The organism is Halovulum dunhuangense, assembly GCF_013093415.1.
Taxonomy (GTDB): Bacteria; Pseudomonadota; Alphaproteobacteria; order Rhodobacterales; family Rhodobacteraceae; genus Halovulum; species Halovulum dunhuangense.
In genome coordinates this window covers 173,281-196,864 of sequence record NZ_JABFBC010000003.1, presented here as the reverse complement: position 1 = coordinate 196,864, position 23,584 = coordinate 173,281, and the positions used below count along the sequence as shown (strand labels likewise).

26 protein-coding genes and 1 other RNA gene are annotated in these 23,584 nt (G+C 67.8%); 14 read left to right on the top strand and 13 right to left on the bottom strand.

What is annotated here, in order from left to right; genetic code table 11:
- Window positions 1–25 precede the first annotated feature (25 nt).
- From HMH01_RS16090 to thyX, 7 genes are all read right to left on the bottom strand, one after another.
- The gene (locus tag HMH01_RS16090) at window positions 26–415 is read right to left on the bottom strand and encodes a hypothetical protein (protein WP_171326811.1); all 390 of its coding nucleotides are present in this window, start codon (window positions 413–415) and stop codon (window positions 26–28) included.
- Between the two features lie 13 nt (window positions 416–428).
- Window positions 429–827: a hypothetical protein gene (locus HMH01_RS16085; RefSeq protein WP_171326810.1), complete on the bottom strand. Its 399-nt coding sequence runs from the start codon at window positions 825–827 to the stop codon at window positions 429–431.
- A 2-nt stretch (window positions 828–829) separates the two neighbouring features.
- A complete protein-coding gene (locus HMH01_RS16080; protein WP_171326809.1) occupies window positions 830–1,249 on the bottom strand; it encodes a hypothetical protein in 420 nt (139 codons plus the stop codon).
- 90 nt (window positions 1,250–1,339) lie between these two features.
- On the bottom strand, window positions 1,340–1,675 hold the full coding sequence (locus HMH01_RS16075) for an arsenate reductase family protein (RefSeq protein ID WP_171326808.1): 336 nt from the start codon (window positions 1,673–1,675) through the stop codon (window positions 1,340–1,342).
- Window positions 1,676–1,913: 238 nt separating this feature from the next.
- Window positions 1,914–2,390: a hypothetical protein gene (locus HMH01_RS16070; RefSeq protein WP_171326807.1), complete on the bottom strand. Its 477-nt coding sequence runs from the start codon at window positions 2,388–2,390 to the stop codon at window positions 1,914–1,916.
- Between the two features lie 255 nt (window positions 2,391–2,645).
- Entirely contained in the window at window positions 2,646–3,698 is a 1,053-nt protein-coding gene (locus HMH01_RS16065; protein ID WP_171326806.1) for a type I restriction endonuclease, read from the bottom strand.
- Between the two features lie 20 nt (window positions 3,699–3,718).
- Window positions 3,719–4,633: an FAD-dependent thymidylate synthase gene (gene thyX, locus HMH01_RS16060; RefSeq protein WP_171326805.1), complete on the bottom strand. Its 915-nt coding sequence runs from the start codon at window positions 4,631–4,633 to the stop codon at window positions 3,719–3,721.
- 102 nt (window positions 4,634–4,735) lie between these two features.
- Here thyX and HMH01_RS16055 point away from each other — a divergent pair, with 102 nt between their 5' ends.
- The 8 genes from HMH01_RS16055 (at window position 4,736) to HMH01_RS16020 (ending at window position 10,909) form a co-directional block, all read left to right on the top strand.
- A complete protein-coding gene (locus tag HMH01_RS16055) occupies window positions 4,736–5,164 on the top strand; it encodes a VOC family protein (protein ID WP_171326804.1) in 429 nt (142 codons plus the stop codon).
- Entirely contained in the window at window positions 5,164–5,814 is a 651-nt protein-coding gene (locus tag HMH01_RS16050; RefSeq protein ID WP_171326803.1) for a DUF1194 domain-containing protein, read from the top strand. The genes HMH01_RS16055 and HMH01_RS16050 overlap by 1 nt, the downstream gene beginning before the upstream one ends.
- Entirely contained in the window at window positions 5,811–6,479 is a 669-nt protein-coding gene (locus HMH01_RS16045) for a DUF1194 domain-containing protein (protein WP_171326802.1), read from the top strand. Before HMH01_RS16050 ends, HMH01_RS16045 begins: the two co-directional genes overlap by 4 nt.
- A complete protein-coding gene (locus HMH01_RS16040; RefSeq protein WP_171326801.1) occupies window positions 6,476–7,690 on the top strand; it encodes an MFS transporter in 1,215 nt (404 codons plus the stop codon). The genes HMH01_RS16045 and HMH01_RS16040 overlap by 4 nt, the downstream gene beginning before the upstream one ends.
- An 84-nt stretch (window positions 7,691–7,774) precedes the next feature.
- On the top strand, window positions 7,775–9,379 hold the full coding sequence (bchE, locus tag HMH01_RS16035; RefSeq protein ID WP_171326800.1) for a magnesium-protoporphyrin IX monomethyl ester anaerobic oxidative cyclase: 1,605 nt from the start codon (window positions 7,775–7,777) through the stop codon (window positions 9,377–9,379).
- A gap of 1 nt (window position 9,380) precedes the next feature.
- Entirely contained in the window at window positions 9,381–9,956 is a 576-nt protein-coding gene (gene bchJ, locus HMH01_RS16030; protein WP_171326799.1) for a bacteriochlorophyll 4-vinyl reductase, read from the top strand.
- Window positions 9,957–10,307: a transfer-messenger RNA gene (gene ssrA, locus HMH01_RS16025) on the top strand.
- A gap of 104 nt (window positions 10,308–10,411) precedes the next feature.
- Window positions 10,412–10,909: an SspB family protein gene (locus tag HMH01_RS16020; RefSeq protein ID WP_171326798.1), complete on the top strand. Its 498-nt coding sequence runs from the start codon at window positions 10,412–10,414 to the stop codon at window positions 10,907–10,909.
- Between the two features lie 4 nt (window positions 10,910–10,913).
- Here HMH01_RS16020 and HMH01_RS16015 read toward each other — a convergent pair whose 3' ends face one another.
- Window positions 10,914–11,327 carry a DUF3775 domain-containing protein gene (locus tag HMH01_RS16015; RefSeq protein ID WP_171326797.1) on the bottom strand — a complete coding sequence of 138 codons (414 nt, stop codon included), beginning with the start codon at window positions 11,325–11,327 and terminating at the stop codon, window positions 10,914–10,916.
- A gap of 133 nt (window positions 11,328–11,460) precedes the next feature.
- Between HMH01_RS16015 and fumC the strand changes: the two genes are divergently transcribed.
- Genes fumC through HMH01_RS16000 form a run of 3 tightly spaced genes read left to right on the top strand, consistent with a single transcriptional unit; the run spans window position 11,461 to window position 13,325 of the window.
- A complete protein-coding gene (fumC, locus tag HMH01_RS16010; protein ID WP_171326796.1) occupies window positions 11,461–12,855 on the top strand; it encodes a class II fumarate hydratase in 1,395 nt (464 codons plus the stop codon).
- Window positions 12,856–12,913: 58 nt separating this feature from the next.
- Window positions 12,914–13,105 (top strand): DUF4169 family protein, encoded by a 192-nt coding sequence (locus HMH01_RS16005; RefSeq protein ID WP_171326795.1) that lies wholly within the window; start codon window positions 12,914–12,916, stop codon window positions 13,103–13,105.
- Window positions 13,095–13,325: a ribbon-helix-helix domain-containing protein gene (locus tag HMH01_RS16000; protein ID WP_171326794.1), complete on the top strand. Its 231-nt coding sequence runs from the start codon at window positions 13,095–13,097 to the stop codon at window positions 13,323–13,325. The genes HMH01_RS16005 and HMH01_RS16000 overlap by 11 nt, the downstream gene beginning before the upstream one ends.
- Here the strand turns inward: HMH01_RS16000 and HMH01_RS15995 are convergent.
- The 3 genes from HMH01_RS15995 to HMH01_RS15985 all read right to left on the bottom strand — a co-directional run bounded on the left by HMH01_RS15995 (window position 13,309) and on the right by HMH01_RS15985 (window position 16,717).
- Window positions 13,309–14,685: a cytochrome P450 gene (locus HMH01_RS15995; protein WP_171326793.1), complete on the bottom strand. Its 1,377-nt coding sequence runs from the start codon at window positions 14,683–14,685 to the stop codon at window positions 13,309–13,311. The two genes, HMH01_RS16000 and HMH01_RS15995, sit on opposite strands and share 17 nt — an antisense overlap.
- Window positions 14,682–15,887 carry a hypothetical protein gene (locus HMH01_RS15990; RefSeq protein ID WP_171326792.1) on the bottom strand — a complete coding sequence of 402 codons (1,206 nt, stop codon included), beginning with the start codon at window positions 15,885–15,887 and terminating at the stop codon, window positions 14,682–14,684. Before HMH01_RS15990 ends, HMH01_RS15995 begins: the two co-directional genes overlap by 4 nt.
- Before the next feature lie 65 nt (window positions 15,888–15,952).
- The gene (locus HMH01_RS15985) at window positions 15,953–16,717 is read right to left on the bottom strand and encodes a cytochrome c biogenesis CcdA family protein (protein ID WP_171326791.1); all 765 of its coding nucleotides are present in this window, start codon (window positions 16,715–16,717) and stop codon (window positions 15,953–15,955) included.
- Between the two features lie 113 nt (window positions 16,718–16,830).
- On the opposite strand from HMH01_RS15985, the gene HMH01_RS15980 reads away from it, so the two are divergent.
- The gene (locus tag HMH01_RS15980; RefSeq protein ID WP_171326790.1) at window positions 16,831–17,061 is read left to right on the top strand and encodes a sulfurtransferase TusA family protein; all 231 of its coding nucleotides are present in this window, start codon (window positions 16,831–16,833) and stop codon (window positions 17,059–17,061) included.
- On the opposite strand, the gene trhA is transcribed toward HMH01_RS15980, so the two are convergent.
- Together trhA and HMH01_RS15970 are read right to left on the bottom strand one after the other, a co-directional pair.
- The gene (gene trhA / locus HMH01_RS15975) at window positions 17,005–17,709 is read right to left on the bottom strand and encodes a PAQR family membrane homeostasis protein TrhA (protein WP_343035361.1); all 705 of its coding nucleotides are present in this window, start codon (window positions 17,707–17,709) and stop codon (window positions 17,005–17,007) included. The genes HMH01_RS15980 and trhA overlap by 57 nt on opposite strands.
- Window positions 17,710–17,736: 27 nt before the next feature.
- On the bottom strand, window positions 17,737–21,153 hold the full coding sequence (locus HMH01_RS15970; protein WP_171326788.1) for an indolepyruvate ferredoxin oxidoreductase family protein: 3,417 nt from the start codon (window positions 21,151–21,153) through the stop codon (window positions 17,737–17,739).
- 194 nt (window positions 21,154–21,347) lie between these two features.
- Here HMH01_RS15970 and HMH01_RS15965 point away from each other — a divergent pair, with 194 nt between their 5' ends.
- Both HMH01_RS15965 and HMH01_RS15960 read left to right on the top strand, forming a co-directional pair.
- Window positions 21,348–22,280, top strand: a complete 933-nt coding sequence (locus HMH01_RS15965; RefSeq protein ID WP_171326787.1) for a LysR family transcriptional regulator — start codon at window positions 21,348–21,350, stop codon at window positions 22,278–22,280.
- 355 nt (window positions 22,281–22,635) lie between these two features.
- Window positions 22,636–23,508, top strand: a complete 873-nt coding sequence (locus HMH01_RS15960) for a hypothetical protein (protein WP_171326622.1) — start codon at window positions 22,636–22,638, stop codon at window positions 23,506–23,508.
- Window positions 23,509–23,584: the final 76 nt, after the last annotated feature.

The window sequence follows — 23,584 nt, the reverse complement described above, 5'->3', positions numbered from 1 at the left end:
TGACGGTTCTGCGAAAAAATTTCACCTAACGCCGCGTCAGCCCGCCGGGCTCCCGCCCCAGGCCGCCCAGCAGCGCCAGCAGCCCCGCCAGCGCGCACATCGCGATGGGAAAGGTGGTGAAGAAGCCAAGCCCGAACGCCCCGTACATCGCCGCGGCAGACGCCAGAAGCAGCCCCGCCGCCCAGTAGGGCCTGAGCACCGCCATCGCGCCCCCGGCGATCGCCAGCAGCGGCGCCAGCACGCCGGCCGCCTTCAGCAGGTCCGCATTCTCGGGCGAACGCAGCGCGCGGGGCAGATCCCCCTGCACTTCCGTCCCCAGCCAGCCGGTAAGGGCCAGCCAGCCCGACACCGAAACCCCCAGGATCAGGCCCAGGATCCCGCCGATCACGCCCAGCATCACCGCCGCCTGTTTCATCCCCTGCCCTTTCTCACAGCACGAATCCGCCCACCTCGGGCGCGTGGCAGACCACGCGCGACAGCGGCGGCAGCGCGTCGGTCGCGCTCAGGATCACCAGCCGCCCGGCCGCGCGTTCCTCCGGCGTGCAGATCGCCCCTTCGGTCACCGTGTAGCCGCGCCCGCGCAGGCAGGCGGTCAGCCGCTCGAGCCGGACCCGCGCATCCGTCGCGACCGAGGCGGCGCGGATCTGCGCCTGGCTCATGGAACCCGAGACACCCGCCACCTGCAACTCGCAGGCGCCCAGGTCGTCCGCACGCGTCGCGGCCGGCGTCGCCTGCTTCCACACCACCGGGGTGAAGTCGCGCAACGGGCCGGGCGCGGGCGGGCCACAGGCCGCCAGCGCCGCAAGTCCGATCAGGCCCGCCCGCATCCTCAGACGACGACCATGCCGCGCGCCACCGGGTCGAGGCAGCGGATACGCTCCAGCGGCGGCAGCACGTCGGGGGCCACCACCAGCGAGCCCTGCCGGCGCAGGCTGTCGTTGCAGACGGGCAGCTCGGTCTGGATGTAGCCCTTGTTGGACAGGCAGCGCCGGACAAAGGCCGCGACCTGATCGGGGTTCGACTCGGCGCTGGCGGCGGCGATCTCGTCGGCGCTGGCATCGACGGGCAGGCCCCGGCCCGCCAGCTCGCATTCGTTGATGTCGTAGGCGCGCGTCACCCGCGGCGTGTTCGCCTTCCAGGTAAAGGGGGTGGTGGCGGTCGGCTCGACCACGCCCCCCTGCGGCGGAAGCAGCGCGTTCCCGCAGGCGGCGAGCGACAGGATCAGGGGCACGAGGGCAAGGCGGCGCATGTAATTCCTCCGGGGGCAAAGGGTTGGGTCACGGGCCCCGAGCATAACAAGCCCCGCGCCCCGATGAAGGAAAATCTGCCCGCCCGCGCCTTACAGACCCCAGACCGCCTGCGCGCCCTCGTCCCAGCCCAGCGTCCAGCGCGCACCGTCCGAGATCACGGGCCGCTTCATCACCGCGGGGTGCTCGCGCAGCTGGTCCTCGGCCTCGGAGGCCTTCATGAAATCGGAAAAGCCGCGATAGGTGGTCGAGGTGCGGTTCACCAGCCGGTCCCCGAATTCGGCCAGCAGCGGCGCCCATTCGGCCTCGGACAGCGGCTCCATCCGCACGTCGCGAAGGGTGACGACATGCCCCGCCCCTTCCAGCGCCTTGCGCGCCTTTCGGCAGGTGTCGCAGGTGGGCAGGCCGTAGAGGGTAAGGTCGGTCATGGGATGGCTCCGTTCCCCGCTTTCGCGGGGATCACAGGGGTTGGGGTTGCGGGGGGCGCTGTCACCCCCTTCCCCAGCTGTCACCCCGGCGAAAGCGGGGGTCAAGGGGCATCGCCCCCTTGGCGGGGATGACGGGTGTCATGCAGCGCCATGCGCCGAAGCGTCCGGCCGGCGCGCGCGGTCGGCGCCGCGACCGTCCGGGGCCGCGGGCGCCGGCCCCGTCCGCGCGGCCCCTTGCTCAGGGCAGCGTGATCTCGCCGGTAATGGCGTTGGTCTCGGTGCCGTCGGGGCCAGGGCCGGTGGTCTGGAACGCGCCGCCGCCGCTGGATCCGAGATACTTGCCGCTGCCGCCCTCCAGCGTCCAGGTGCCGGTGGTGGCGCCCGTCTCGGCGACGGCGGTGGCGGCCCAGCCGATCACCATGTGATCGCCGCCCTGGTCGGTATAGACGCATTTCCCCCCGCCCGAGACGGCGCCCTGCCGGAACTCGATCACGCCGAAACAGGGGCCGGCGGCGCCGTTCATCGGGTTCTCGGGGTCGGCGGTCAGCATGGCCGTGTACTGGCTCATGTTGTGGACCACCACATGCCCGTCGGAGACCTGGTAGGCGATCGAGGTCTCGGTCGCGGTGCCGGTCGCGGGGGCGTTGAAGCTGGCGGCCGGGGCAAGCCCCGCGGCCCCGGCCCAGAAGGCGGTAACGAGAAGCAGTCGTTTCATCGGACCCTCCCATGCATGAAGATGCGCGCAGGGTAGCGGAGAGGGGTGGGCCGCGCCTTGACGGAAGTCAGGGGGGGGGTGGGTTTTGTGGGGGTGAGAGAGGGCGCGCTTGCCGGAGCTTGTGACCCCACCAGAGCCTGTCACCCCCGCCAGAGCCTGCCACTCCCGCCAGAGCCTGTCACCCCCGCGAAAGCGGGGGCCTCGCGCCGTGGATCCCCGCTTTCGCGGGGATGACAGGGAGGCTACCCGACGCGATTAAGTGTAACGCTTCGCCGTTTCCTTCAAACGCTCGGAGTATTGAAAAATATCATCGAGACCCGAAATCGCGATGCGCTCTTCGGTCTCCCCGTCAAACAAGCCAATATACTTTTGTGAACGATTAAAATGAAGTCGCGCTAATGGCTTGCGGTTATTGTCATCAACGAGAATGGCGCAATACGACTTGGCATCCCGCAAACCAACTCGCTTGGAGTCTATTACCGCTCGAACAATAGATTTTATCGTCAACATTCCCTCGATTTCTTCTTGGGTCGTTACGATATCGTCCACCGGCTCAACGGCTTCGACCGAGTTTTCAGAGTCCACAAGTTCCGAGCTTTGAAGCGCAGACGAAAGACGCGCTTGCACAGCGTCTCGCACAACTTCTCGGAAAGCAGACTTGATCGCGCCACCGACTAGATCGCGGACCTGAGCCGTGAGGCGACCATCATGAACAACACCCGCGACAAGCCTAACCAATTCATCGCTGGGCGTCTCCATTTGTTCGAGTAACATTGCCTTCACGGCAGAGACGTATTTGAGGCGCTCCGCTGTTGCCATGATATTGGCCATATCGAAAGCCGATTTCTCGAATTTCCGAAGTTCTACAAAGGCGCTCGGGTTGACGTCCAATATGTCAAACACGAAAAACGGTCGCTGATCTAGCTTATTGGGCTCCTCTAGGTCAGTGTAGAAACGGTACTCTCGCCCGTTCGTCAGAAGTGCAAATTTTGCGTCAGTAACAGTGAAATATCGAAAAAGCTGCGAAAGATGGTTTCTTTCAAGCTTGGTACTTAGACCTTTGCATTCTATGAGAAATCGCATTTCGCCGTCAACTTTTACGGCATAGTCAACTTTTTCGCCCTTCTTGCCCACGGCGTCGGCCGTAAATTCCGGTATTACTTCCGCAGGGTTGAAAACATCATAACCTAGCGCCTGCAAGAATGGCAGTACAACCGAAGTCTTTGCGGCCTCTTCAGTCGCGATAGTTGCCGCGTGCTCGTTCACGCGGGCAGCGATAACCTTAATTGCTGGTTCCAATGCAGACATGAAATCACTCCCTGCTACCTTTACGATCCGTTATGGATCACCCCCTCAAATTCCCGCCATTCCCCCTTGCTCATGCCCGAGGTCTCCTGCGTGACCGTCTCTCCGGCCAGCATGCGGCGCAGGACTTCGACAGCCTTCCCCGAGAATTGGACACTATTGAGGCGGTAATCCTCGAAGGCGGCATAGGCCAGCGGCACCCAGTCCTTCGCGATCTCGCAGATCGTCTCGGCATAGACGCGGATCTCGTATTGCGCGTGCTTGTCGGCCCGCAGCCGCAGGAAGTGGAACAGGTTGTGAAGGTCGATCTTCCAGTACCACTGGGTGTAGATGTTGGCGGGCAGGTTCATCCGGGCAAGCTCCCGCGCCAGCCCCTGCTGGCCCTCCTGGCTCAGCATCGCCTCGTAATGGTCGTAGGAGCGCGTGGCGTCGCCCTTCAGCATCTCCAGCACGCGGGCGGCCTCCTCGCCCTCAAGCACCGCACCCCGGCCCTGGTTGTTGACCGTGCTCTGGGCGGCCAGCTGCTCGGGCGCGGGGATGTAGAACTCGCGGTCGAGGATCGAGTAGCGCGCCGAATACTCGTTCACGTTGGCCGTGCGGTGGCGGATCCACTGGCGGGCGACGAAGACGGGCAGCTTCACATGCAGCTTGATCTCGCACATCTCGAAGGGCGTCGAGTGCCAGTGCCGCATCAGGTAGTTGATCAGCCCCGCATCGTTCGAGACGTGCTTCGTCCCCGCCCCGTAACTCACGCGCGCGGCCTGCACGATGGCCGCGTCGTCGCCCATGTAGTCGATCACCCGCACGAAGCCGTGGTCGAGCACCTTGTGCGGCGTATAAAGCCGTTCCTCCATCGCGGGCACCGTCGCGCGGCGGGTGGGTGCGCTCCGGGCGCGCAGTTCCGCGATTTCGTCCTGTGCGTTGGTCCCGTCCGACATATCATCCCCCAAGGCCTGCCCGGTCTGCGATTCTGAGGTTCCAGTATCTTGCGCATCCGGGGTATAGGGCAACCATATATGGATGTAATAAAGGAGAGAGCGATGCCCCTGCGCTACCTGCACACCATGGTCCGGGTGAAGGACCTGGAAAAATCGCTGGCCTTCTACCGCCTGCTGGGGCTGGAGGAAACGCGCCGGATCGACAACGAGAAGGGCCGCTTCACGCTGGTGTTCCTCGCGCCCCCCGGCCAGCCGGAATGCCCCGTCGAGCTGACCTACAACTGGGACGGCGACGAGGGCCTGCCCTCGGACAGCCGCCATTTCGGGCATCTCGCCTACCGGGTGGACGACATCTATGCCACCTGCCAGCACCTGATGGACAATGGCGTGACCATCAACCGGCCCCCCCGCGACGGGCACATGGCCTTCGTGCGCAGCCCCGACAACGTGTCGATCGAGCTCTTGCAGGCCGGCGACGCCCTGCCCCCGCAGGAGCCCTGGGCCAGCATGGGCAATACCGGGCACTGGTGATGCGCCTGCCGCTGGCGCTGGCGCTGGCGCTTGCCGCGGGCCCCGCGCGGGCCTGCGCGCTGGCGCTGGCGCTGGTCGTGGATGTCAGCGGCTCGATCGATCCCGGCGAATACCGCTTCCAGGCCGACGGGCTGGCCGAGGCGCTGGTCCAGCCCGACGTGGCCGACGCGCTGGTGCAGCGGCAGGCGGCGCTGATGGTGATGCAGTTCTCGGGCGCGGGCGACCAGGCGGTGATGCTGTCATGGCAGCGGATGCTGTCTCCGCAGGCGGTGGCGACCTTCGCCGAGAACGTGGCCGCCATGCCGCGCCGCTGGTCGGGCGGCAAGACCGCCGTGGGCGAGGCGGTGACGGCGGCGCAGGCGCAGTTCGCGGCCGTGGCCGATTGCCCGCGCCGGGTCATCGACATCTCGGGCGACGGGATGACCAATGACGGGACGGGCACCATCGCCCCCCGCGCCGCCGCGCGCAGGGCCGGCGTCACCATCAACGCGCTGGCCATCGACCGCATGGGCGCAAGCGTGACGCAGTTCTTCCGCACCCAGGTCATCACCGGGCGCGACGCCTTCGTGGAAACCGCGCGCGGCTATTCCGACTACCCCGCCGCGATGCGCCGCAAGCTCTACCGCGAGATCGTGGTGCCGGCCTCATGAGGGCGCTGGCGCTCGCGCTGTCGCTGCTGGCCGCCCCCGCATCGGCCGAATGCCGGGTTGCGCTGAGCCTCGCGCTCGACGTGTCCTCCTCGGTCGATGCGGGCGAATACCGGCTGCAACTCGAGGGACTGGCCGGCGCGCTGGAGGATGGGGCCGTGCGTGCCGCCATCTTCCAGGTGCCCGGCGCCACCATCGCGCTTCAGGTCTATGAATGGTCGGGCCGCGCGCAGCAGGCGCTGATCGCCGACTGGGCAGAGATCCGCACCCCCGCCGATCTGGACCGGCTTGCCGCCAGCCTGCGCGGGCATGGGCGCAGCTTCTCGGGCGGGTCCACCGGGCTTGGCCCCGCGCTCGAATTCGGACGGCGGCAGCTGGGCCGGGCGCCGGACTGCACGCGGGACAAGATCGACGTCTCGGGCGACGGGCGCGGCAATGACGGCATCCCGCCGCAACAGCTCTATTCGCGGACGGATTTCGGCGACATCACCGTGAACGGCCTCGCCATCGAGTCGGACGACGCGGAACTGGGCCGCTACTACCGCTTCTTCGTGATGCGCGGCAGCGGCGCCTTCGTCGAGGTGGCGCGCGATTTCGACGATTACGCCCAGGCCATCCGCCGCAAGCTGATCCGCGAACTGGGCGAGCCGATGCTGGGCCTGAAATGACCGACCCCCGCGCGCTGGGCCGCGGCACCTGGGCGCTGGCGGCGGGCGAGACCATCGTCTGGGCCGGCCTCTACTACAGCTTCGCGGCCCTGCTTCTGACATGGGAACAGACGCTGGGCTGGCCCAAGGCGCAGCTGGCGCTGGGCCTGACCGGGGCACTGGTCATGGCGGCCCTCATGGCGCCGGTCTCGGGCCGGGTGATCGACGCAGGCCACGGCCGCTGGCTGCTGTCGCTGGGGGCGCTTGGCGGCGCGCTGGCGCTGGGGGCGCTGGCGCTGGTCCAGACGCCGGCCGCCTTCCTTGCCGCCTGGGCCGCCATCGGCCTGGCGCTCGGCGCCTGCCTCTACGAGCCCTGCTTCGCCTTCGTCACCCGCACCGCGGGGGCGCAGGCGCGGCGCGTCATCACCCGGATCACGCTGGCGGCGGGCTTCGCCTCGACCATCGCCTTTCCCGCGGGGGCCTATCTGGCGACCGTCATCGGCTGGCGCAGCACGGTGCTGGTCTTTGCCGCCGTCGTGGCGCTGCTCGGGGCGCCGCTTCTGCATCTGGGCGCGCGCTGGCTCGAACGCGGCGCCGACCCCGACACCCCGCGCCCCGGCCGGCAAGAGAACCGCGCGGCGCTTTCCGCAGCCCTCAGGCGGCGGCGCTTCTGGCTGATCGCGCTGGCCTTTCCGATCGTCGCGATCAATCACGGCATCCTCATCAACCACATGATCCCGATGCTGGTGGAACGCGGCCTGACTGCCACCCTTGCCGTCACCGCCGCCTCGACGGTCGGGCCGATGCAGGTCGCGGGCCGCGTCGCCATGACGCTTCTGGGGCGCGAGACCCCGGCGCGGCAATTGAGCCTGTTCGCCTTTGGCGGCATCCTTGTCGCGGGCGCGGCGCTGCTGATCGCGGGGGCAACGCCGGCGCTCGTCTTCGCCTTTGCCGCCACGCAGGGCGCGGGCTATGGCATGATCAGCATCCTCAAGCCCGTCCTGACCGCCGAGGCGCTGGGCCGGCAGGGCTTCGGCGCCATCGCGGGCTGGCTCGCCCTGCCCTACCTGGCGGGCTATGCGGCTGCGCCGCTGCTGGGCGCGCTGATCTGGGAATGGGGCGGATACGGGCTTGTGATCCGCGCCACCTTCGCCATGGCGGCGCTGGGACTTGTCGCCATCGCGGCCCTCGCCCGGCTGATCACCCGCGAGGAGGCCCGCGCCGCGGCGTGACGCCCGCGGCCGCGGGTTTGATCTGCGTCAAATCTCTGTGACACCCGAAGTGTAATTTATTAGTGACACATCGGGAGCCATCACATGCGCATCGTCCTCGTCCATCCCAACTACCATTCCGGCGGCGCCGAGATCGCGGGCAACTGGCCCCCGGCCTGGGTCGCCTATATCGGCGGCGCACTGAAAGCGGCGGGCTTTCCCGACATCCACTTCATCGACGCGATGACCAACGACCTGGACGACGCGGCGCTGGCGGCGGAACTTGCGCGGCTGCGGCCCGACGTGGTCGGCACCACCGCGATCACGCCCTCGATCTATGTGGCCGAGCGCGTGCTGGAAATCGCGCGCGACACGGTGCCCACGGCGCTGCGCATCCTGGGCGGCATCCACGCCACCTTCATGTTCAAGCAGGTCCTGTCCGAGGCGCCCTGGATCGACGTGATCGTGCGTGGCGAGGGCGAGGAGATCATCGTCAACCTGCTGCGTACCGTCGCCGAAGGCCGCTGGCCCGAGGACCGCGACCGCATCAGGGGCCTCGCCTTCCGCGACGGCGACACGATCCGCGCGACCCCCGCCGCGTCCACCGTGCGCGATCTGGACGCGCTCGCCCCCGACTGGTCGCTTCTGGAATGGGGCAAGTACATCTACGTCCCCCTCGGCGTGCGCGTGGCCATCCCCAACATGGCGCGTGGCTGCCCCTTCACCTGCTCCTTCTGCTCGCAATGGAAGTTCTGGCGCGACTACCGCGTGCGCGATCCGCTGAAGGTGGTGGACGAGATCGAGACGCTGGTGAACGAGCACGGCGTCGGCTTCTTCATCCTCGCCGACGAGGAGCCCACCATCAACCGCAAGAAATTCGTCCGCTTCTGCGAGGAACTGATCGCCCGCGGCCTGCCCGACCGCATCAAGTGGGGCATCAACACCCGCGTCACCGACATCATGCGCGACAAGGACCTGCTGCCGCTGTTCCGGCGCGCGGGGCTCGTGCATGTCAGCCTCGGGACCGAGGCGGCGGCGCAGCTGAAGCTCGACCAGTTCAACAAGGAAACCCGCGTCGAGCAGAACAAGGAGGCGATCCGCCTGCTGCGCGAGGCGGACATCTTCGTCGAGGCGCAGTTCATCGTGGGTCTCGACAACGAGACGCCCGAGACGCTGGAGGAAACCTTCCGCATGGCCTGGGACTGGCAGCCGGACCTGGCCAACTGGGCGATGTACACGCCCTGGCCCTTCACGCCGCTCTACCAGGAGCTGCGCGACAAGGTCGAGGTGTTCGACTTCTCGAAATACAACTTCGTCACCCCGATCATGGCGCCCGCCGCGATGAGCCGGGGCGAACTGCTCGACGGGGTAATGAAGAACTACCGCCGCTTCTACATGCGCAAGGCGCTGTTCCATTACCCCTGGCGCGGCACCGGCTTCCGCCGGCGCTACCTGCTGGGCTGCCTCAAGGCGTTCCTGAAGGCGGGCTTCCAGCGTACGTTCTACGATCTGGGCAAGGTCGGCTACTGGGGGCCGCAGTCGCGCGACAAGGTCCGCTTCAACTTCGACGAGACGCGCAAGATCGCGCCCGCCCAGCTCGAGGACTGGGAAGCGGCGGCCGACCGCGCGTCGCGCGCCCGCGCACGGCGCGAGGGCGCCAACGCCTGCGGCGCGGCCACGTTGCAGATGCCGCAGGACGCGGCCCTCTGACATGCCCGACGGCGGCGCGCATCACGGGCGGATCGGGCCCAACGCCGTGCTCCAGCTTCTGCCGGGGATGGAGGCGCGGCTCGGGCGCCGCCGCACCGCGCGGCTTCTGCGTGCGGCCGGCTACCCGGCCCCGCCCTCGGATGCCGCGATGATCGACGAGGCCGGCGTCGCCCGGCTTCACGCGGTTCTGCGCGCCACCCTCGGGGCCGAGGCGTCCCCCCTGCTGGCCGAGGCCGGGCGGCGCACCGCTTCCTATGTCATGGCCCATCGCATCCCCGCGCCGGCGCGGGGCCTGCTGCGCGCCCTGCCCGGGCCGCTGGCCGCGCCCCTTCTGGCGCGCGCCATCGCGCGGCACGCCTGGACCTTTGCAGGGTCGGGCCGCTTCGACATCCTGGGCCATGCCCCCCTCACATTCGAGATCGCGGCGAACCCGCTTGCCACCGGCCCGCGCTGTATCTGGCATGAGTCTGTCTTTTCCACGCTTTTCCAGTCTCTTGCGGGCCGCAGCTACCACGCGGTCGAGACCGAATGCCGTGGCCTCGGCGCCCCCGCCTGCCGCTTCGAAATCCGCCGCTGACCCCTTGCGTCACAGGGCGCGCGCGCCTATCTTCGTCGAGTCCCGCAAGGGACTATGGTGATAAACGCGCGTGCAATAAGCGGATCGGACCCGGGGGCGGTACCCGGCGGCTCCACCAAACTCCCACATTGGCGGGACAGCGGGGCCGAAACAGGATCGACGGACGTGTAAAGACGTTAGCTTTCACTCGGCAGGACGCCACCGTTACCGGCTCAAGCATGATAGTTGCCAATGACAACCGTGCTCCGGTCGCGCTCGCTGCGTAAGCAGTGCGCAAGATCGAAAACTAAGTCCTGATCTCTAGCAAGATCAGGCGGGGTTCGCAGGCACCTGGCAACAGAAGCCTGCACTTCCCTCTCCCTTGTCACATCCGGGCGCGCAAAGCGGGCCGTGCCCCCTTTTCACGCCTGTCGATATCACTATGGTTGGTCGAAATGCTGGAGGGGGTATCCACCATGACCCGTCGATTCCACTACGGGCAGCTCATGCACAAGGCACTCCGGGGCCTGATGGCCGAGGTGCTGTCCGATGTCGCGAAGCACGGCCTTCCCGGCAATCACCACTTCTTCATCACCTTCGACACCCGCCATCCCGGCGTCGACATTCCCGACTACCTGAAGCAGCGCTACCCGAAGGACATGACCATCGTGCTTCAGGACTGGTTCGACGGGCTGTCGGTGACCCGCGACCGCTTTGCCGTGACGCTGAATTTCGGCAACATGCCCGAGCAGCTGGTGGTCCCCTTCGACGCGATCCGCACCTTCGTGGATCCCTCGGTCGAATTCGGCCTGCGCTTCGACGCGACCGAAGACGATGACGACGAGGACGAGGACGACACCGACGATCCGCTGGCCGCCCTCGCGCGATCCGACGATCCCGGCCCCGAGGGCGACGACACGCCCCCGCGCGGGTCCGGCGACGTGGTCAGCCTCGACCGTTTCCGCAAGCACTGAGGGCTCAGTAGCGCCCGGTATCGAGCAGGTCCGAGCCGTCGAAAAGCCGCTCCAGCCCCTCGGCCCAGTAGTCCGCCACCAGCGGATGCGACATCAGGTATTCCGCCGTCACGCCGCTGTGGCGTTCCCCGGCCAGGGCGACCGCCTCGGCCCAGTCCTCGGCGTCGAAATCGCCGCGCCCGACCCACATCAGCGCCACCAGTTCGGCCTGCTGCTCGTCATCGAGCCCGTCGATCTCGTCGAACAGCTCGGCCTGGTCGGGATCGTCGGGGTCGGTCGACAGCGGCCCGATCTCGTCGGGGTCCGGCGGTCCGTCCTCTCCCGGCCCGCCCGTGGGCAGATCCTCGCGCGACATGTAGTTCCGCATCCGCAGGATCAGGTCACGCAGCACGTCTGCGGGAATCGTCAAATCGTCCATCGCTGCACCTCCATCGCTGAATGATCGTCGCCCCGGATTGAACACCGGGACCTTGACCCGCATCAATCGCATCTTGGATTCGCCCGGCCGCGGGCGGTATACGACGGTCGACAAATCGCAGCAGGAGACAGCCATGAGCGCGACCCGCACCGAATCCGACAGCTTCGGCCCGATCGAGGTTCCCGCCGACAAGTACTGGGGCGCGCAGACGCAGCGCTCGATCCAGAACTTTCCCATCGGCTGGGAAAAGCAGCCGGTGGCGATCGTGCGCGCGCTGGGCGTCATCAAGAAGGCCTGCGCCGAGGCGAACATGGCGATGGGCACCCTGGATGCGGAACGCGGCAACGCCATCATCGCCGCCGCGACCGAGGTGATCGAGGGCCGGCTCGACGATCACTTCCCGCTGGTCGTCTGGCAGACCGGGTCCGGCACCCAGTCGAACATGAACGCGAACGAGGTCATCTCGAACCGCGCGATCGAGATGCTGGGCGGCGAGATCGGCTCGAAGAAGCCGGTCCACCCCAACGATCACTGCAACATGGGGCAGTCCTCGAACGACACCTTCCCCACCGCCATGCACATCGCGACCGCCGTCACCGCGCGTGACGTGCTGATCCCCGGCCTCGAGAAGCTCCACGCGGCGCTCACGGCCAAGTCCGAGGCGTTCGCCCATATCATCAAGATCGGCCGCACCCACACCCAGGACGCGACGCCTCTGACGCTGGGCCAGGAATTCGGCGGCTACGCCTTCCAGGTGGAACAGGGCATCCGCCGGGTAAAGGCAGCCCTCGGCAACATCTACCCGCTGGCGCAGGGCGGCACCGCCGTCGGCACCGGCCTGAACACCCGCGAGGGCTGGGCCGAGACGGTGGCCGCGAACATGGCGCGCATCACCGGCCTGCCCTTCGTGACCGCGCCCAACAAGTTCGAGGCGCTCGCCGCCCACGATGCCATGGTCGAGATGTCGGGCGCGCTCAAGACCGTGGCGGCGTCCCTCTTCAAGATCGCCAACGACATCCGGCTCCTGGGCTCCGGCCCGCGCTCGGGCCTGGGCGAGTTGGTGCTGCCGGAAAACGAGCCGGGATCGTCGATCATGCCGGGCAAGGTGAACCCCACCCAGTGCGAGGCGCTGACCCAGGTCTGCGCGCATGTCATGGGCAACGACGCCGCCGTGGGCTTTGCGGGCAGCCAGGGTCATTTCGAGCTGAACGTCTACAAGCCGATGATCGCCTACAACGTGCTGCAATCCATGCAGCTTCTGGGCGACGCGTCCGTCGCCTTCACCGACAACTGCGTCGCCGGCATCGAGGCGGACGAGACGCGGATCGCCAGGCTCATGCGCGAAAGCCTGATGCTTGTCACCGCGCTGGCGCCCGAAATCGGCTATGACAACGCGACCAAGGTCGCCAAGGCCGCCCACAAGAACGGCACCACGCTGCGCGAGGAAGCGGTCAGGCTGGGCTTCGTGGACGAGGCGACCTTCGACCGGGTGGTCCGGCCCGAGGACATGATCGGCCCCAAGGGCTGATCCGACACGTCGTGCGCGGCCCCGCCCAGGGGCCGCGTCGCCACGGGGAGCAAGGCGCATGAACGGCGGCAAGGTGGTGAACCTGAAACGGGCGCGCAAGCAGAAGGCGCGCGACGAGAAGCGCGCGCGCACCACCGCCACCACCCCCGCGGTGGCCCTGCTGAAACAGGCCCGTGCCGAAAAGGCGCTCGACCGCGCGCGCCTCGATGGCCACCGGGTAGGCCCGGACGACAGCCCCGATGAGGATTGACTACGCCCGCCCCGCCAAGCGCTCACTCACCTTGCGCGGGCACCGCACCTCGATCACGCTGGAAGAACCCTTCTGGCGCGAATTCCGCCGCATCGCCGAATCCGAGGGCAAGCCGATCAACGCGCTCGCCGCCGAGATCGACGCCGCCCGCGGCATCGACTGCGGACTGGCCAGCGCGATCCGCCTTTACGTCCTGGCGAAACTCACCCCCGAGGGGTGACCCGCAGCCAGATCCCGTCCTTCGCGCGCACCGTCAGGTGGTGGACCGGCACCGGCACCCGCCCCTCGACCGGGGCGAAACGAAAGGCGCGCAGCAGCAGCGCGAGCAGGATCACCCCCTCGATCATCGCGAAACCGGCCCCGGTGCAGACCCGCGGACCAGAGGAAAACGGCATGTACGCCTCCCGCGCCGTCGCGCGCGTTTCCTGCCTCTGCCAGCGGTCCGGGTCAAAGACATGCGGGCGGTCCCAGATGCGCTCGTGCCGCTGGAGATGCCAGGGAGAGAGGATGCACAGCGATCCGGGGCGCACCCGGCGCTTGCGGAACACCTCCTCGCGCGTGGCCTCGCGCACCATCATAGGCACCGGCGGATAAAGCCTCAGCGCCTCGCGGAACACGTCGCGGACGAAGGGCAGCCGCCGCATGTCCGCGAAGTCCGGCGCCTCGTCCCAGGCAGCCAGGGCCTCGGCGGCGGCGCGCTCCTGTATCTCGGGGCAGCAGGCCAGCATGTAAAGCGTCCAGGCCAGCGCGCTGGCCGACGTCTCGTGCCCGGCAAGGAAGAAGATCGCCACCTGGTCCAGCATCTCGGCCTCGTCGAAGCGTTCGCCGGTCAGGGGGTCCGCGGTGCACATGATCTTGGTGGCCAGGTCGTCGGGCGCGGTGCCGGCCGCGATCTCGCGGGCGCGGATGGCGATGATCTCGGCCAGCACCGCGCGGATCGCCTGCGCCGACTGCGCCGATTTTCGCGATCGCAGGCGCGGCACCCACCGCGGCAACCTCAGCAGCGCCGGAAAGGTCATCAGCGGCTGCGCCCGCTGATACTCGCGAAAACCGTCAAAGACCTCGCGCGCCTTCTCGTCGTCGATCGGGATCGAGAACAGGGTCCGGAAGATGACGTCGGCCGCCGCATGGGCGGTCTCGAACTCGATCTCGACCGGCTTTCCGTCCGCTTGCGGTCGCAGCCGCGCGACCGTCGCCTGCCCGGCCTCGACCATCGCCGGGAACACCTCGCGCAGACGCCCCCCCTCGAAGGCCGGGTCGATGATCCGGCGCTGGCGCTTCCAGACCTCGCCATTCGTCACGAACACCGAATTGCCCAGCAGCAGCTTCAGCGAATCGCGGATGATGTCGGACTTCGGAAAATCGTCCGGGCGCTCCTCGAGCACGGTTTTCACCAGGTTTGGCTGATTCAGGATGAAGCTTTCGAAGATCACGGCGGATTGCTGCGCCATCCATCCCCGGTAAAGCCGCCGCGGCTGCGAGGCGAACAGGTCGCGCCGCGCCAGCCTGAGCCGGGTCAGCACCGACGCCCCTTCCGGCCGGGTGTCGGGGATGGGAGGGACGAAATCACGCGAACTCATGCGTTTTCTCCGATGTCGCTGTAGCGCGAGATCCGCGTGATCACGCGCGAGGGGCTGTGTGCTTGTCCGTGGAAGCGATCCGCCAGCCGCTCCGGCCCGGCGGTGATGCGGAAATAGTCATAGACCCCCGGCCGGTCGAAGGCGCAGAGATACTGGAAATGCCGCCGGAAGAAGGTGAACCCGGGCGCATTCACCGTCCCGGGGTCGAGCGTGCGGTGAAACGCGGCCGAGATCACCAGCGGGTTGCGCCGCTCGGGCAGATCGAGCCCGATCATCGCCACCGGATCGCACAGCGCCATGCACACCCCGTCGCCCGGGGCACCCACATCCAGCCAGAACAGCGCCTCGGCCCGCGCGCATTCCGCCACGTCCGCCCGCATCTCGGCCCCCCCCGCCAGAAGGCAGGGCAAGGGCACCACGGCCCCCACCGTCAGCAGCGCCAGCCGCCCGTCATGGCCGTGGCCGCCGCGCAGCACCTCGGCCACGACCGACACCGCCATGTGCCCGCCCGCCGAATGGCCCACGACCAGCACCTCGTCGAAATCGCCCGCCAGCGCCTCGCGGATGCGGGCCGCGAAACCGGCCTGCACCGGGCGCAGCAGGTCGGGCGTGGCCCCGCCGCGCTCCGCGATCAGGCTGAAGACATGCATCAGGTAAAAGACGTAGAAACGCCGGTCCCGCGCCCGAAGAAAGGCCACGAACCCCGCCGCCGCCGCTATCCCTGCCGCCAGCGCGATCCAGGACGGCACCAACAGCCCCGCCAGCGCCGCGACCAGCAACCCCAGCAAGGGGGCCACCAGAAAGACCAGCAGATACGGCCCCAGCAGCGGGATGAGAAACGCCCGGCGCACCCGCGCGATGCCGAAGAACGCGCCCGAGCGCATGTAGATGAGAAAAGCCCGCGCGCAGCCCGTCAGGCTCTCGCCCAGGGGACGCCGCAGCCGCGCCTTCACGATGTCCGACCAGTCGAGATAGCTCACCACCGTCTCGACCTTCGCCCCGTCGATCTGCGCGGTCACCCGCCAGCCGGGACCGTTGCCCTCGGGCAGGTCGGCCACTTCAAGCGCATAGCCGGAAATCCCTGCCTGCCGGGCCCCCTCGCGCACATAGGTGTCGCGATACCGCCTGACCCCGGCCGGATCGAAGCCCGGCAGGTAAAGGACGTGACGCCGGCGGACGCGCGCGTCATGGGTCGGGGTCATTCGGGCTCCGTCGGCAGCAACGGCGCAAGAGTATGCGCGGGCCGTCGGACAAGTAAACCCGCGGCTCAGCCGACCAGACCCAGCACCGGAAAGGTTTCCAGCAGCCAGAACGAGAACGCGCTGAAAAGCCCCGTCGCCATCATCACGCCGACCACCACCAGCAGCAGGCCCGTCGCCTTCTCGATCCGCCCCATATGCCGCCTGAGCCGCCCCATCGCGCCCATGAACCGGTCGAGAAAGACGGCCGCCAGCAGGAACGGCAACCCAAGCCCCAGCGCATAGACCCCCATCATGGCGATGCCCCGCGACAGCGTCGCGTCCTGGATCACCAGCGACAGGATCATGCCCAGGATCGGCCCGATGCAGGGCGTCCAGCCAAAGGCAAAGGCCAGCCCCATGACATAGGCCCCGAACGCCGAGCCGCCCCGGTCACCGGCATCGATCCGCGCGTCGCGGTAGAGGATGGGGATGCGCAGGATGCCCAGGAAATGCAGGCCGAACAGGGTGATGATGACACCCGCGACAATCGCCATCTCGCGCTGCCACGACAGCAGCGCGCTGCCAAGCGCCGATGCGGCGACGCCCAGCATCAGGAACACCGTGGACAGGCCCAGCACGAAGAAGGCGGCCGCCGTCACCACCCGCGGATCCATGCCGCGCGGCTTGCGCCCCGGATCCTGCCCGGCCTCCAGCGAGGTGCCCGCCATGTATGCAAGATATGGCGGCACGATCGGCAGCACGCAGGGCGACAGGAAGCTGATCACGCCCGCGACCAGCGCCACGAACAGCGCCGGCAGCAACGATCCATCCATCACGTCAATGCCGAACATCTGGCCCCTTGTCCCTTGCCTCGCCCGTCTTATCCCAGCGGATCGGACAGGTCACGCGGACCGCCTGTCACATTCGCGTGGACAGAGGCAAGACCAAAGGCTAGCTCTCGCGCATGGACTGGCAGGACGAACTCGACGCGGCGGGGCTCTTGTGCCCGCTTCCCGTGCTCAGGATCCGCAAGCGGCTCTCGGCGCTTCGGACGGGCGAGGTGTTGCGCGCCGTGACCGACGACCCGGCGGCGCTGGTGGACGTGCCGCATTTCTGCACCGAACAGGGCCACACCCTGCTAGAGGGGCGCGAGGACGGCTTCCCGCGCCAGGTCTGGCTGATCCGCAAGGGCTGAGGCGGGCGCCCGCTCGTCCGACAACTCCACCAGCAGCGCGGCGTAGAAGATGGCCGTCGCGACCAGCACGAAGCCGTGCCAGATCGTGTTGTGGAAGGGCAGCCTTTCCCACAGGAAGAACAGCATCCCCCCGGTGTAAAGCAGCCCGCCCGCGACCATCAGCGTGACGGTACGCGGCTCGAGCGCCGCGATCAGGTCGCCCCCCGCCACCACCCCGGCCCAGCCCATGCCCAGATAAAGCCCCAGCGCCAGCCACACGAAGCGCCCCGGCGCCAGCATCCGGATCGCCGTGCCCAGCAGCGCCGCCCCCCACAAGGAGGCAAGCAGCCCCGGCCCCGTCCCCGCCAGCGCGGTAAAGGGCGTATAGGTGCCCGCGATCTTGACGTAGATGGCCGAATGGTCGAGCCGCTGCAAAAGGCCCCGCCAGTGCTCGACCGGCGTCAGGTGATACAGCGCAGAGGCAAGCAGCATCGCAACCAGGCACAGCGCGTAGACCCCCGCGCCCAGCCAGACCCAGGGGCTGTCCGACCAGCGCAGGGCAAGTGCCACGATCACGCCGGCCCCGACCATGCCGGCCGCGACGCCAGCCACATGGATCGCCGCATCCGACAGGCGCTCGGCCCGGCTGTAGGCGGGATAGTCACTCATCATGTGCCCTCCCATCTTTCGCGGTCGCTACTCGGCGGCGCGCGGAACCGTCTCGGGCGCGTCCCACGCGGCGCGCAGCTCGGCCCGCCGAACTGCCGCCGCCGCCGCCGCCGCCTGCTTCACATGGCCAAAGCCGCGGATCTGCAACGGCAGTTCGGCAAGCGCGATGGCCGCATCCCGCCGCGCGTCGCGCCAGCCCGCGATCAGCGTCTCGATCTCGGCCTCGTAGTCGCGGATCGACTGCCGCTCCATCCGCCGCTCATCGGTGCGGCCGAACGGATCGAGCGGCGTGCCGCGCAGCAGCTTCAGCCGCGCCAGCACCCCGAAGACGCGCAGCATCCAGGGCCCGAACTCGGACTTGATCGGCCGCCCCTCTGCATCGCGGCGGCCCAGGATGGGCGGCGCCAGGTGGAACCGCATCGCGCGAACGTCCGTAAAATGCTCGGCCACCGCACGCTCCAGCGTCTCGTGGTGCAGCCGGGCCACCTCGTATTCGTCCTTGTAGGCCAAGAGCTTGTGATAGCCTCTTGCCACCGCCTTGCCGAAACCGGGATCGCAGGCCTCGGCCCGGGCGACCAGCGCCGCATAGCGCCGGCCTAGCCGGGCCGACTGGTACTTCTCCAGATGCGCCACGCGCCGCGCGACGATTGCCGGCAGGTCCTCCTCCTCCGCCGCTTCCTCGGGGTGCAGCAGCGCCATCACCGCCGCAGGCTCCGCCAGCGCCCAGCGGCCCAGGTGAAAGGCCCGCAGGTTGCCCTCCACGCCCGCGCCGTTCAGCTCGATCGCCCGCAGCAGCGCCGCCTCGCTCAACGGCACCAGCCCCGCCTGCCAGGCGGCCCCCAGCATCAGCACGTTGGCGTAGATCGCATCGCCCAGGATCTCCGCAGCCAGCCGCGTCGCGTCCAGCGCCGATACGGCCGCATCCCCGATCCGCCCCCGCAGCGCCAGCGACAGCCGGTCCACCGGCAAGCGGAAGCCGGGATCGCGGGTAAAGGCGCCGGTCGTGATCTCGTGGGTGTTCAGCACGGCCCGTGTCCGCCCGCGCGCCAGCAGCGCCAGCGTCCTGGCGCCCGCCGACACCACCAGATCGCCCCCGATCAGCGCATCCGCCTCGCCAACCGCGACCCGCACCGCGTTGATGTCGCCCGGCTTTTCCGCGATGCGCGCATGGATATGAACGGCGCCGCCCTTCTGCGCCAGGCCCGCCATCTCCATCACGCCCGCGCCCTTGCCCTCCAGATGCGCGGCCATGCCAAGAAGCGCGCCCACCGTCACGACGCCCGTGCCGCCTACGCCCGTGACCACGATGTTGTGGGTGCCCCGGATCTGCGGCAGACGCGGCGCGGGCAGCGCCGGGATCACCAGGTCGCGCGCCTCGGCCTTGCGCGGCTTCGCGCCCTCCAGCGTGACGAAGCTGGGGCAGAAGCCCTTGAGACAGCTGAAATCCTTGTTGCAGGCGGACTGGTCGATCTGGCGCTTGCGCCCGAAGGGGGTGTCGAGCGGCAGGATCGAGACGCAGTTCGACTGCACCCCGCAATCGCCGCACCCCTCGCAGACATCGGGATTGATGAAAACGCGCATGTCGGGATCGGGGAACCGCCCGCGCTTCCGCCGCCGGCGCTTTTCCGCGGCGCAGGTCTGGATATACAGGATCGCGGTCACGCCCGGGATCTCCTGCAATTGGCGCTGCACCGCCATCAGGTCGTCCCGCACCCGCATCTCGATTCCGGCGGGAAAGCTTTTCGGGTCGATTTCCTCTTTGGGATCAAAGACTCCCACCACTTTCTTCACACCCATTGCCAGCAATTCGCGCGCGATCTGCTGGGGCGACAACCCGCCATCATTGGGCTGGCCGCCGGTCATGGCGACGGCGTCATTGTAGAGGATCTTGAAGGTGATGTTCGTCCCCGCAGCCAGCGCCGCGCGGATCGCCTGAACCCCGGAGTGGTTGTAGGTTCCATCGCCAAGGTTCTGGAACACATGCTTTCTTTTCGAGAACGGCGCCTCGCCGATCCAGTTCGCACCCTCGCCGCCCATATGGGTGAAGCCCGTCGTCTCCCGGTCCATCCACTGCACCATGTAATGGCAGCCGATCCCCGCATAGGCCCGCGCCCCCTCGGGCAGCTTCGTAGAGCTGTTGTGCGGACAACCCGAGCAGAACCAGGGCTGGCGCTGCGCGATGTCGGGGGCGTTGGCCGCCCCCAGCGCGCCCTCGATCCGCGCCAGCCGCGCGCGCATGTCGTCCGTGCTGATCCCCTCGGCCGCCAGAAGCCCGCCCAGCCGGCTGGCGATCAGCACCGGATCGAGCGCACCCTTGACCGAGAACACGGTATTGCCGGCCTCGTCCTTCCAGCCGATCACCCGTCGCCCGCGCCGGTCGTTGAAGATGGCTTCCTTGATCTCGACCTCGATCAGCTTGCGCTTCTCCTCGACGACGATGATCAGATCCAGCCCCTCGGCCCATTCGGCGAAGGATCGCGTATCCAGCGGCCAGACCATCCCCACCTTGTAGGTGGTGATCCCCAGCCGCTCGGCCTCCTCGGCGCCGATCCCCAGCAGGTCCAGCGCATGCACCGTGTCGAGCCAGCTCTTGCCGGACGACACGATCCCGATGCGCGCCCCCGCCCGTCCATGCACCCGCCGGTCGATGCGGTTGGCCCGCGCGAAGGCCTCGGCGGCGAAGCGCTTGGTATCGTGCAGCCGCGCCTCCTGCGCGGCGGGCGTGTCGCCCAGCCGGATGCTGACGCCATCCTCGGGCATCGGGAAATCATCCGGCAGCGCGATCGACAGCCGGTGCGGATCACCGTTCACGACCTCGCTCACCTCGATCGTGTCCTTGACGCATTTCAGCCCGACCCAGGCCCCGCTGTAGCGGCTCAGCGCCCAGCCCAGCAGCCCGTAATCCAGCACCTCCTGCACCCCCGCGGGGCTGAGAATGGGCATCAAGGCATCGACCAGCGCGAATTCCGAATGATGCAGCACGGTCGAGGATTCGCCCGTGTGATCGTCGCCCATGCAGACCAGCACGCCGCCCAGCGGCGCGGTGCCGGCCATGTTCGCATGCCGGAACACGTCGCCCGAACGGTCCACCCCCGGCCCCTTGCCGTACCACAGGCCGAACACCCCCTCATGGGTGCCCTCGCCCCGCAGATGCGCCTGCTGCGTTCCCCACAGCGCGGTGGCGGCCAGATCCTCGTTCAGCCCGGGATTGAACACGACCTCGTGCGCGGCCAGTTCCTTGCCCGCCCGCATCATCTGCTGATCGACCCCCCCGAGCGGCGAGCCGCGATAGCCCGTGACATATCCGGCCGTCCGGTGCCCCGCCGCGCGGTCCCGCGCCGCCTGCATCAGCGGCAGCCGCACCAGCGCCTGGATCCCGCTCAGCAGCACCCGCCGCTTCGTCAGGTCGAACCGATCCGAAAGTGTGACGTCCTGAAGGGTCATGGGGGCCTCCCTTCGCCTGCTCCACCCCGATTATCCGTCCGTTCCTTCCGCACACAAAACGGAAAAACACGCACCCGCGCCTCAAGCCTCCAAAAAGAAACAAAGCTTTATTCGGCGCGCTTTTGACGCAATAACACCGTCAGGCGGAGGGCCGTTTTCACAACTCCGCAACCCGACAGGAGGGCCGCGCCGTGATGGACTGGGACAAGCTGAGGATCTTCCACGCCGTGGCGGATGCGGGATCGCTGACCCATGCCGGCGACACGCTGCTGCTCAGCCAGTCCGCCGTCAGCCGCCAGATCCGCGCGCTCGAGGAATCGCTGGGCGTGACGCTCTTCCACCGCCATGCCCGCGGGCTGATCCTGACCGAACAGGGCGAGCTGCTGTTCGAGGCGACGAAATCCATGCGCAAGCGGCTGGAATCGGCCACGGCGCGCATCCGCGACAGCTCGGACACGATCTATGGCGAGTTGCGCGTGACCACGACCACCGGCTTCGGCACCATGTGGCTCGCCCCCCGGCTCAAGCGCCTCTACGAACGCTACCCCAATCTCAAGATCGACCTCATCCTCGAGGAACGCGTGCTCGACCTGCCCATGCGCGAGGCCGATGTCGCCGTACGCATGAAGGAACCGAGCCAGGCCGACCTGATCCGCCGCCGCCTGATGGATGTGGTGATCAAGTTCTACGCCTCGCGCAACTACATCGAGGCCTTTGGCGAACCCAGGACCGTCGAGGATCTGGCCACGCATCGCATCATCTCGCAAAGCCCGACCAGCCGGCAGGTCAGCGCGGGCCAGACATGGATGGCCCCCTTCCTCAGCGCGGAACACGCAAGCCACCTGACGGTGAACAATTATTTCGGGATCCTGCAGGCGGTGGTGAACGACCTCGGCATCGGGTCGCTGCCCAACTACCTCATCACCGATTTTCCCCAGCTGGTGAACGTGCTGCCGGAAGAGATGAGCAAGGCGATCCCGGTCTACATCGCCTACCCGGTCGAGCTGCGCCAATCCAAGCGCGTCGCCGCGTTCCGCGACTTCCTGATCGAGGAGATCACCCTCTTCAAGCGCCAGAACGAGACGCTGCTCGCCATCCCCGAGGAAGCCCTCTCGCGCTTCTCCTGAAGCCATGCGCCAGGCGCGCCTCGGCTATGCATCCAAAGGGATACGATAATCCTTGTATGGGCCGGCACCGCTGTCTATATCGCCTCTCGAGGTTGCGGAGACGCACCTCACCTCCCTGTTGGACTTGGGCCGGGCCTTGTGCTCGGCCTTTTTTTTGGCCAGCGGCCACGCCCCTGCCCAACGATCCGGCCCGCCCCTTTTCCCTATTCCCGGCCCCATGGCCTGCCAGCGGGCAATGTCGGCGCGGAAAGGCGATATATTCAGATCCTGATCTTAATATGTGACGCATGAACAGGCATGATCCGCGTGCTTTATTCGCGGAAACTGGAAATTTTTTTCCCTGACTTTCAAAGCTTTGATCCACTCCCGTCCAATTATTTTCTCGCTCCCTGAAACAAACCCGAGCCGCTTTTCGTCGCGTCTCATGTGGCTCCAAAAGCACGCGATGAAACCGGAGGCTGTGGTGGATCCGGTGCAACAAACCACGTTTCTTGGACTGGAGGCGATTATGAAAAGTGCAAATCTCTTGAGAAACTCGGCGGCAACTCTGGCCCTGCTGGGCGCCGTTACCATGACAGCGACTTCCGCGGCGGCGATCGGGATCGATATCGGCGGCATCTCGGTGGATGTCAGCACCGATGACGGTCTCGGTGTCGACGCGTCGATCGGCGGCGACAGCGGGGTCAACGCCAGTGCCAATGTCGGCGGCTCGGGTGGCCTTGCGGATGTCGATGCCAGTGTCGGCGGCTCGGATGGCCTGAATGCCGATGTCAATGTCGGCGGCTCCGGCGGACTTGCCGATGCCGATGTCGGCATCGGCGGCGGCGGCACGGGCGGCGGCGGCGGCGGCGGCGGCGGTGGCACGGGCGGCGGCGGCATGGCGGGTGGCGGTGGCGGCATGCCCGGCACTGGCGGACCCGGCGGCATGAACGGCATGGACGACCAGGACACCATCACGCGCCTGTCGCCCGAGCAGATCATGCAGATGCCGGTCGCCCAGAACCTGATGGGCGCGACCCTGGTCTCTACCGACCGCATGAACCTCGGCTTCATCCAGGAAGTCGCCCAGATCAACGGCGACCGGATCACCGTGCGCCTGATGCCGAACCCTGCGCTGGGCCTGTCGCAGCAGATCATCTTCGTCGTGCTCAACGACCCGGTCGTGCGTTCGGGCGAGGTGCTGATGAACATGCGCTCGAACAGCTTCCTCGCCTCCGCGCGTCGCTGATCGGGCATTCCCCCCGCGCGGGCGCCGTCCCAGGGCGGCGCCCGCCCCGTTTTCGCGCGTGCCGCCCCTTTCCCTT